8 protein-coding genes are annotated in these 8,718 nt (G+C 60.4%); 1 reads left to right on the top strand and 7 read right to left on the bottom strand.

Features of this window, described 5'->3' with window-relative positions:
* The 3 genes from BZK31_RS13660 to BZK31_RS13650 all read right to left on the bottom strand — a co-directional run.
* Nucleotides 1-675 (bottom strand): putative RNA methyltransferase (locus BZK31_RS13660; RefSeq protein ID WP_083183511.1); only part of this gene is annotated, 675 nt, incomplete at its 3' end.
* Nucleotides 675-1,826 carry a succinyl-diaminopimelate desuccinylase gene (gene dapE, locus BZK31_RS13655; protein WP_083183510.1) on the bottom strand — a complete coding sequence of 384 codons (1,152 nt, stop codon included), beginning with the start codon at nt 1,824-1,826 and terminating at the stop codon, nt 675-677. The genes dapE and BZK31_RS13660, both read right to left, overlap by 1 nt.
* 99 nt (nt 1,827-1,925) lie before the next feature.
* Nucleotides 1,926-4,439 carry a glycosyltransferase gene (locus BZK31_RS13650; RefSeq protein WP_083183509.1) on the bottom strand — a complete coding sequence of 838 codons (2,514 nt, stop codon included), beginning with the start codon at nt 4,437-4,439 and terminating at the stop codon, nt 1,926-1,928.
* 263 nt (nt 4,440-4,702) lie between these two features.
* Here BZK31_RS13650 and tcdA point away from each other — a divergent pair, with 263 nt between their 5' ends.
* Complete coding sequence (gene tcdA / locus BZK31_RS13645) at nt 4,703-5,530, top strand: tRNA cyclic N6-threonylcarbamoyladenosine(37) synthase TcdA (RefSeq protein ID WP_083183508.1); 828 nt, start codon at nt 4,703-4,705, stop codon at nt 5,528-5,530.
* Here tcdA and BZK31_RS13640 read toward each other — a convergent pair.
* The 4 genes from BZK31_RS13640 to BZK31_RS13625 are packed head-to-tail and all read right to left on the bottom strand — an operon-like array spanning nt 5,521 to nt 8,617.
* On the bottom strand, nt 5,521-5,928 hold the full coding sequence (locus BZK31_RS13640; protein WP_083183507.1) for a SufE family protein: 408 nt from the start codon (nt 5,926-5,928) through the stop codon (nt 5,521-5,523). The genes tcdA and BZK31_RS13640 overlap by 10 nt on opposite strands.
* Nucleotides 5,925-7,130 carry an aminotransferase class V-fold PLP-dependent enzyme gene (locus BZK31_RS13635; protein WP_083183506.1) on the bottom strand — a complete coding sequence of 402 codons (1,206 nt, stop codon included), beginning with the start codon at nt 7,128-7,130 and terminating at the stop codon, nt 5,925-5,927. The genes BZK31_RS13640 and BZK31_RS13635 overlap by 4 nt, the downstream gene beginning before the upstream one ends.
* A gap of 59 nt (nt 7,131-7,189) precedes the next feature.
* The gene (dapD, locus tag BZK31_RS13630) at nt 7,190-8,224 is read right to left on the bottom strand and encodes a 2,3,4,5-tetrahydropyridine-2,6-dicarboxylate N-succinyltransferase (protein WP_083183505.1); all 1,035 of its coding nucleotides are present in this window, start codon (nt 8,222-8,224) and stop codon (nt 7,190-7,192) included.
* Nucleotides 8,225-8,269: 45 nt separating this feature from the next.
* On the bottom strand, nt 8,270-8,617 hold the full coding sequence (locus tag BZK31_RS13625; RefSeq protein ID WP_083183504.1) for an ArsC family reductase: 348 nt from the start codon (nt 8,615-8,617) through the stop codon (nt 8,270-8,272).
* Nucleotides 8,618-8,718 lie beyond the last annotated feature (101 nt).

Genomic DNA, 8,718 nt, shown 5'->3' with positions numbered 1-8,718 from the left:
CTGGCCGTCGATCAGCTTCAGCGTGTAGCGCAGGGTTTCGCTGTGCTGCAACTGCATGCCTGGCGGAACCAGTGCCAGATGCTTGTCATCGGCATAGTCGCGCACTTCGTCGTAGAGCCGTTGGCGCAGTTCCATCAGATGGTCGTTGGTCGGGCCGACCCGCATCAGTCCGCCGCCCGGCGTCAGCAGGCGGCTGGCTTCGGTCCAGTCCAGCGGGCTGAAGACGCTGGCCAGAAACTGGCAACTGGCGTCCGGTAAGGGCACTCGGGCCATGCTGGCGACCATCCAGGTCAGCTTCGGGTTACGACGGCAGGCGCGCTTGACCGCTTCGCGAGAGATATCCAGCGCGTAGCCGTCGGACCTGGGCAAGGCCTCGGCGATCTGCGCGGTGTAATAGCCCTCGCCACAGCCAATGTCCAGCCAGTGGGCCGGTGCACGTTCCGCCGCCAGTTCGGCCAGCCGCCGGGCGACCGGCGCGTAATGGCCGGCGTTGAGAAAATCACGCCGCGCCTCGACCATCGCCTGGTTGTCACCCGGGTCGCGGCTGTTCTTGTGCTGGACCGGCAACAGGTTCAGGTAACCCTGGCGAGCACGGTCGAAACGGTGATTGGCGGGGCAGACCACGCCGTTGTCCGCTGCGCTGAGCGGCCCTGAGCAGATTGGGCAAGTCAGCATCAGGCGAGCAACTTGACCAGTGTCCGGTAGTAGATCTCGGTCAGTACATCGAGATCGCTGGCCAGAATGCGCTCATTGACCTGATGGATCGTCGCGTTGACCGGGCCCAGTTCAACCACCTGAGTGCCCAGCGTTGCAATGAAGCGACCGTCGGACGTTCCGCCACTGGTCGAGGCCTTGGTATCACGACCGGTCACGCTTTTGATGCTGCTGGACACGGCGTCGAGCAAGGCGCCCGGCTCGGTCAGAAACGGCAGACCGGATAACGCCCAGTCGATGTGCCAGTCCAGCCCGTGTTTATCGAGAATCGTGGCGACCCGGTGTTGCAGGCCTTCGACGGTCGATTCGGTCGAAAAACGGAAGTTGAACACCGCTACCAGATCGCCCGGAATCACGTTGGTCGCGCCCGTGCCGGAATTGAGGTTGGAAATCTGGAAACTGGTCGGCGGGAAGAAGTCGTTGCCGTTATCCCAGTGCTCTGCCGCCAGTTCGGCCAGCGCGCCGGCAGCCAGGTGAATCGGATTTTTTGCCAGATGCGGATAAGCGACGTGGCCCTGTTTGCCGCGCACGGTGAGTTTGGCACCCAGTGAGCCGCGACGACCATTCTTGACCACATCGCCTACCAGCGTGGTGCTCGACGGCTCGCCGACGATGCACCAGTCCAGACGTTCCTTGCGCGCCGCCAGACGCTCGACCACCGCCTTGGTGCCATGATGCGCCGGGCCTTCTTCGTCGCTGGTGATCAGAAACGCAACCGAGCCCTTATGGTCGGGGTGGTCGGCCACGAAACGCTCGGCCGCCACCAGCATCGCCGCCAGGCTGCCCTTCATGTCGGCCGCGCCACGTCCACAGAGCATGCCGTGCTCGTCGATCAATGCATCGAACGGGTCGTTGTGCCACGCGGTCACAGGGCCGGTCGGGACCACATCGGTGTGACCGGCGAAGCACAGTACCGGACCTTCTTGGGTGCCATGGGTCGCCCAGAAGTTGTCCACGTCTTCGATACGCATCGGCTCCAGCTTGAAACCGGCATCGCCCAGGCGTTGCATCATCACGGTCTGGCAATCGGCATCGACCGGCGTGACCGAAGGTCGACGGATCAGGTCGCAGGCAAGCTGCAGGGTAGGCGAAAGGTCGGATGGGGCCGTCATGTACAGAACTCCGGTAGCAAGACTGGGGGCGCGAAAAGGCCGTTATCTTATAGCAAAACAACGGCCCGAGGCCGTCGTTTATCATGCCTGTCGGATATGTCATGTCGAAGTGCGTGTCGTGCGCCCGGCATGGGCAGACAACGCTGCCATCACGACCGCAGCCAGATAGGGCAGTGATTTCACCAGCAGCATTGCAATCCAGAACCACAGGTCGATATCGGCGGTTACCTCGCTGAAGCACAGCCCGACAACTGCGGATCCGTAAAACAACACGGTCCACAACTCATCACCGGCCTCGTAAAGCAACTGACCGTAGTGGCTGCCAGCGGTCTGCTTGGGAGTTCGAAAGAAAGGCAGGCGTGAGGTGAAGATGCCTGAAATCACCGCTTTGCCGATCGTTGGGTATAACGCCATGCCTGCCAGAATCGCTGCGAGTGCATCGCGGACATCCCGGCCGATGACCTGGCGGTAGAGGGAGAGAATCTTCAAGGTTCGCAGCGTGAACATCAGCAGCAGCGAGGTGGAGAAAACCCACGGCACAGGTCCGAAGCTGTGTGGCGCAAGTATCATGGCCGCAGTCCACAGCAGCACGATGAGGGTCATGAGATAGTTGACGCCTTCGGCAGCCCAAGGCACCCAGCCCGCCAGGTAGTGATAACGTTGCATGGCAGTCAGTGAACTGCCTTGGCCCGAGATCAGGCTGGCGACATGACGCTTGACGATCTGGACGGCACCGTAGGCCCATCGATAGCGCTGCTTCTTGAAATGGGTAAACGTGTCGGGCGTCAGTCCCCGGCCATAGCTGATCGGGCTGTAGCCGGTGCAAAAGTCATGTTCGATGACCCGCAGACCCAGTTCCGCATCTTCGCAAATCGACCACTGCGCCCAGCGCAATCGCTGCAGGACCGAGCGGCGGATCATGGTCATGGTGCCGTGCTGGATGATCGCGTCATGATCGTTGCGAATCACCATGCCGATATTGAAAAAGCCGCGATATTCCGCTTCGCAACAGTGTTTGAACAGGCTTTGGTCGCCATCGCGATAATCCTGCGGGGATTGAATGACCCCGATTCGGGGGTTGATGAAGTGCGGCACCATGCGTTTGAGCCAGAGACGGTTCACGCAGTAGTCCGCGTCTATCACAGCGACGATTTCCGCGTCCTCTGCAGTGCGGTCGATCAGATAGTTCAGGGCGCCGGCCTTGAAGCCGGACAACGGATCGACGTGGAAGAACCTGAACGTGTCACCCAGTTGTCGGCAGTGTTTCTCCACCGGTTTCCAAACGTCAGGGTCACGGGTGTTGTTGTCGATGACCAGCACCTCGAAGTTCGGATAATCGAGCTGCTGCAAGGCATCAAGCGTCAGCTTCACCATTTCCGGCGGTTCGTTGTAGCAGGGAACGAGTAGCGAAACCTTGGGTAAATAGTGTTCTTCCAAACGTTTGGGAGGAAAGAATCTGGGGTATTTCGGCCCCCAGCACGCTTCCAGAAACTCATGGGTTTCTATGGATATATTGGTCAGCAGCGAAGAGGCCCAGGCAAGACTCATCGGCAACGCCATCCAGAGCGACAAGGATGTACTGCCAGCCAGACCTGCGATGACCAGTGCGCAATACATCAGCGTTACGACAGCCATCGCGTGGCGGCGGGACTCAGGTCGCAGGTATGTGATCAGGTGTCGATACTGCGCCTGCCAGTGGACAGAGACCTGCACGGGCCCGGTGAGCTGCATCTTGCGCTGGCGTTTGGCGTTGAAGAAGCCCCAGTGAGGCCCCGGCGGACCTTCGTCGGTCTTCCAGTGCTGATCGAAGGCCTCTACCACAAAATAGGCGTAACCCTTCTGGTCGAGCAGGTGCACCTGATTGCGCAGATACAGGGTCTGTTCGGCTGGCGATGTGAATAGCCGCCTTGCAGCACTGCTTTTGCCGGGCCAGCCGACCTCTGAGATCAGGATCGATTTGCCCGGAAACAACTGGCCCAGTTGTTCCGCTCGGGTCAGGACTTCGGGGGCGGCCCTTGATGCTGGCGTGGTTTCCCAGAATGGCAGGATGTGCGCAGCGATGACATCCGAGTGACGAGCCAGCTCCGGCGTCTCGATCCACTGCGTCCAGACTTCTGACGTGGCAACCGGGACATCGACCTGCTGCCGGGCCATTTTCATATAGGCCAGCAGTTGAGCGAGGGTGGTGTCTCCACGAAAGAGTGCTTCGCTGCCAATCAGCAGGTGATCGATATTGTCGTGACCGTTGGCCAGATCAATCGCTGCACGCAGCTCCGTGTCGCTGCGCTTTTCGTCCTGACTTATCCATGCGCCAAGCGTGACGGTCATGTCCATTGACCGCGCCACGTCAGGAATACAGGCGAGAGCGTCGTGAGCCGAGTAGATCCTTATGCGTCGTGTGTAGCGCCTTATAAGTGCAAGATCCTCTTCGATCTGGGCGCGTGATGGATAAAGACCCTTGCGCGGATCCTGGCCGGGACGAAAGGGGGCGTATGAAAAGCCTGAGATATGCTCAGGCCAGTCGGGCGCTTCCTGTAGGTGCCTTGCCCACAAACTTCTCGCGGAAAAGCGTTCTGCCAATCCTTTTATGACAACTCGTACCGTGCGATCCATGCAGTCAGGTCTTTGTTGGTGTAACGGTGTGGCTCCCCTCGATTAACTTTAGCGGCTTGCCCAAGGCACCGTTCTGGCCGGTTAGAAAATTTCGTAGTGACGTCTGCGCGGCTTAGTTTGTTTTCAGCAGGCCACCGCGCTTCGCGCACTATGGGTTCATGCCTTTGGCCGCTGCATGCCCCGAGCCAGAGCGGGTCAAGCGTGAAGGGTGTCGCGCTGCATGCAAAGCTCTATAATGCGCGCCGGTTTTTGAGGTATTGATCATGAGCGCAGAAGATCCACGGTTCGCAGGCATCGCCCGTTTGTATGGCATCGAGGGGCTGGAACGCTTGCGTGCGGCCCACGTGGCGATCGTCGGTATTGGCGGTGTGGGCTCGTGGGCGGCGGAAGCCATGGCGCGTAGCGGTGTCGGCGAGATTTCGCTGTTCGACATGGACGACGTCTGCGTCAGCAACAGCAACCGCCAGTTGCACGCGCTGGACAGCACGGTAGGGCGGCCGAAGGTCGAGGTGATGGCCGAGCGCATTCGGGCCATCAATCCGGACTGCGTAGTGCACGCGGTGGCCGATTTCGTCACCCGTGACACCATGGCCGAGTGCATCACGCCGGACCTGGACTTCGTGATCGATTGCATCGACAGCGTCAACGCCAAGGCGGCGCTGATTTCCTGGTGCAAGCGGCGCAAGATCCAGATGGTCACCACCGGCGGCGCAGGCGGGCAGATCGATCCGACCCTGATCCAGATCGCCGACCTGAACCGCACCTATAACGATCCGCTGGCCTCCAAAGTGCGGTCGACGCTGCGCCGTGACTACGGCTTTTCCCGCACACCGAACCGTCACTACAGTGTTCCGTGCGTGTTCTCGACCGAGCAACTGCGTTACCCCAAACCGGATGGAAGCATTTGTCTGGAAAAGAAGTTCGTTGGCGAAGGCGTCAAGCTGGACTGCGCAGGCGGGTTTGGCGCGGTAATGATGGTCACCGCAACATTCGGCATGGTTGCTGCGACCCGCGCCGTGGACAAGCTGGTCGCCGGAACGCGCCGTCCCTCGGAACGCGTCAAGGCTGGCGCAAATGCCGATCAGGCTTGAGTCAGCTCGCGCATTTTCTGCAACACCGCGTTCAGGCCGTTGCTGCGAGAGGGTGACAGTTGGCGACTCAGGCCCAATTGATTGAACCAGTCGGGCAAGTCAACGCTGTCCAGCTCATCGGCTGACAGACCGTTCACCCGGGCCAGCAACAAGGCAACCAGTCCGCGAATCAGGCGTGCATCACTGCTGGCGCGAAACTGCCAGCGCCCGTCGCTGACTTCACCGATCAGCCAGACTTTGCTTTCACAGCCGTTTACCAGATGGTCATCGGACTTTTCGTCATCGCTCAAGGCGGGCAAGCGGTCACCCCACTGCATCAGCAGACGTGCACGCTGTTCCCAGCTCTGGGGCTGGCTGAAGGTGTCGAGAGCGGTGCGGGCAAGTGGCGCAAGACTCATCTGAGCAGCTCCAGTGCCTGATCCAGCGCGCTGAAGAACTGCAGCAAGTCGTCCGAATCGTTGTAAAGCGCCAGTGATGCGCGGATCGCTCCGGGCAGGCCCAGAGTCTTGAGCAGCGGCATGGCGCAATGATGACCTGCGCGCACAGCAATGCCTTGTTCAGTCAGCAAGTGTGCAAGATCGGCATTGTGCACGCCGTCCACTACAAAGCTGACCAACGCCAGCTCCGGGGCGCCCAGCACCTGAATGCCTTCGCGCTGTTGCAGACCTTCCAGCAGGCGGCGGTGCAGCTGGAGTTCATGCTCGGCCACCGCCTGATGGTCGAGGTTGTCCAGATAATCCAGCGTTGCGCCAAGGCCGATCACGCTGGCGATAGGCGGTGTACCGGCCTCGAACCCCAGCGGGGCGGGACGGAACTTCGCATGCTGATAATCGGCGGTCAGCACCATCTCGCCGCCGTACTGCCAGTGCGTAAGGCTGGGCAATGCGTCGTTGCGGCCATACAGCACGCCGAGGCCTTCAGGCCCGTACAGTTTGTGGCTGGAAAAAACGTAGAAATCGCAGCCCAGGGCCTGAACGTCATGACGACCATGCACCACGCCTTGTGCGCCGTCCACCACTGTCAGTGCGCCCTGCGCCTTGGCCAGTGCGATGAGGCGGGACAGGGGCTGCCAGGTGCCAAGCACGTTGGAGAACTGACTGATCGCCAGCAGACGCGTGCGAGGTCCGATCAGTTGAGTCGCGGCTACACAGTCGATCACACCGCTGGTATCGAGGGGCAGGATCACCAGTTTCAGGTCCAGACGCTGTGCCAGTTGTTGCCAGGGCAGCAGGTTGGCGTGGTGCTCGAGTGCGCTGATGACGATTTCATCACCGGCCGCGAACTCGTGCGCCAGGCCGTAGGCCAGCAGATTGAGCGCCGAGGTTGCGCCGTGGGTAAAAATGATTTGCCCCGAGTCGCCGGCATTCAGCCACTGGGCGGCCTTGCTGCGACTGTCTTCGAACGCCTGAGTGGCGTGTGCGCCGGGCAGATGCTGCGCACGGTGCACGTTGGCGGCACCGTTGGTGTAGTAATGGGTCAGGGCATCGATCAATGCCTGAGGTTTTTGCGTGGTGGCGGCGTTGTCCAGATAGGTCTGGCCTTGCCGTTGCAGGGCGGCGATGGCAGGAAAGTCAGCGCGCCAGGGAGAGGGAAGGGGCATGATTCGTCCAGCTCGGTGAAGCGGGTTCGAGACGCGATGTCCCGAACCCGCACACAGCATCAGTTGTGAGCGTGCAGTGCTTCGTTCAGCTCGACGGCCGACTTGTGCGTTTTGCACTCAACGGCACCGGTCTGAGAGTTGCGACGGAACAGCAGGTCATTCTGACCGGCCAGGTCACGCGCCTTGACGATCTTGACCAGCTCGTTGTTCTCGTCGAGCAGGGCCACCTTGGTACCGGCCGTTACGTACAGGCCTGACTCGACGGTGTTGCGATCACCCAAGGGGATGCCGATACCGGCATTGGCACCGATCAGGCAACCTTCCCCGACCTTGATGACAATATTGCCACCGCCAGACAGGGTGCCCATGGTCGAGCAGCCGCCGCCCAGGTCTGAACCCTTGCCGACGAATACGCCAGCGGAGACACGGCCTTCGATCATGCCCGGACCTTCGGTGCCGCCGTTGAAGTTGACGAAGCCTTCGTGCATCACCGTGGTGCCTTCGCCGATGTAGGCACCCAGACGCACGCGGGCGCTGTCTGCGATGCGCACGCCGCTCGGTACGACGTAGTCGGTCATTTTCGGGAACTTGTCCACCGAGAACACTTCCAGCAGCTCGCCCTTGAGGCGCGCTTCCAGTTGACGCTCGGCCAGTTCGCTCAGGTCCACTGCGCCCTGGCTGGTCCAGGCCACGTTTGGCAGCAACGGGAAGATGCCGGTCAGGTTCAGGTCGTGTGGCTTGACCAGACGATGGGACAGCAGGTGCAGTTTGAGGTAGGCCTCAGGTGTCGAAGTCAGCGGCGCATCTTCAGCCAGCAGGGTCGCAACCAGCGGCTTGTGGCTCTCGGCCAGACGATTGAGCAGAGCTGCCTGCGTGGCGTCGACCGATTTGACTGCATCAGCCAGTTTATAGGACTGGTCGACATTGAAAGTGATCGCCTGATTGCCACCGGTGTAGCCCAGTGCTGGTGCGATGGCCGCGATCAATTCTGCCGACGGGTTGATCACCGGCTGGGCGTAAAACACTTCCAGCCATGCGCCTTCACGGTTTTGAGTGCCGACACCGAAGGCCAGGCTGAACAGGGTAGTGGACATGGAATACCTCTTAACTTATCTAGGGGCCATCAGAAGCGTCCCGGCTTACTGAACGGCCGCTGCATACAGGTCTGGTTTGAAGCCAATCAGGGTCTTTTTGCCGAGATCGAGCACAGGGCGCTTGATCATGGATGGCTGCGCAAGCATCAGTTCGATGGCCTTGGCCTGGTCGATGTCCGCCTTCTGCGCATCGTCGAGCTTGCGAAAGGTCGTACCGGCACGATTCAGCACCACTTGCCAGCCGTGCTCGTTGCACCATTGGGTGAGGTGGTCGCGGTCGATGCCTTGGGTCTTGTAATCATGAAAGTCGTAGCTGACGGCATTTTCGTCGAGCCAGGTACGGGCTTTTTTCATGGTGTCGCAGGCCTTGATGCCGAATAAAGTGTAAGTCATTGTTTTTGATGGGGTATTGATATTGCTGGATAGTCCCCATAGCCTCCCGCCAAATTTAGCCGGTGATTATGCCACGTCAACGCCTCCAGTGCCTTGGCTGT

The sequence above is a fragment of the Pseudomonas floridensis genome, assembly GCF_002087235.1.
GTDB classification, from domain to species: domain Bacteria; phylum Pseudomonadota; class Gammaproteobacteria; order Pseudomonadales; family Pseudomonadaceae; genus Aquipseudomonas; species Aquipseudomonas floridensis.
This window is presented reverse-complemented; position numbering and strand designations above follow the sequence as displayed.

Bases quoted from the DNA above. Each gene is read 5' to 3' on its own strand.
- dapE (WP_083183510.1), bottom strand. From the start codon at position 1,826: ATGACGGCCCCATCCGACCTTTCGCCTACCCTGCAGCTTGCCTGCGAC.
- BZK31_RS13650 (WP_083183509.1), bottom strand. From the start codon at position 4,439: ATGGATCGCACGGTACGAGTTGTCATAAAAGGATTGGCAGAACGCTTT.
- tcdA (WP_083183508.1), top strand. From the start codon at position 4,703: ATGAGCGCAGAAGATCCACGGTTCGCAGGCATCGCCCGTTTGTATGGC.
- BZK31_RS13640 (WP_083183507.1), bottom strand. From the start codon at position 5,928: ATGAGTCTTGCGCCACTTGCCCGCACCGCTCTCGACACCTTCAGCCAG.
- BZK31_RS13635 (WP_083183506.1), bottom strand. From the start codon at position 7,130: ATGCCCCTTCCCTCTCCCTGGCGCGCTGACTTTCCTGCCATCGCCGCC.
- dapD (WP_083183505.1), bottom strand. From the start codon at position 8,224: ATGTCCACTACCCTGTTCAGCCTGGCCTTCGGTGTCGGCACTCAAAAC.
- BZK31_RS13625 (WP_083183504.1), bottom strand. From the start codon at position 8,617: ATGACTTACACTTTATTCGGCATCAAGGCCTGCGACACCATGAAAAAA.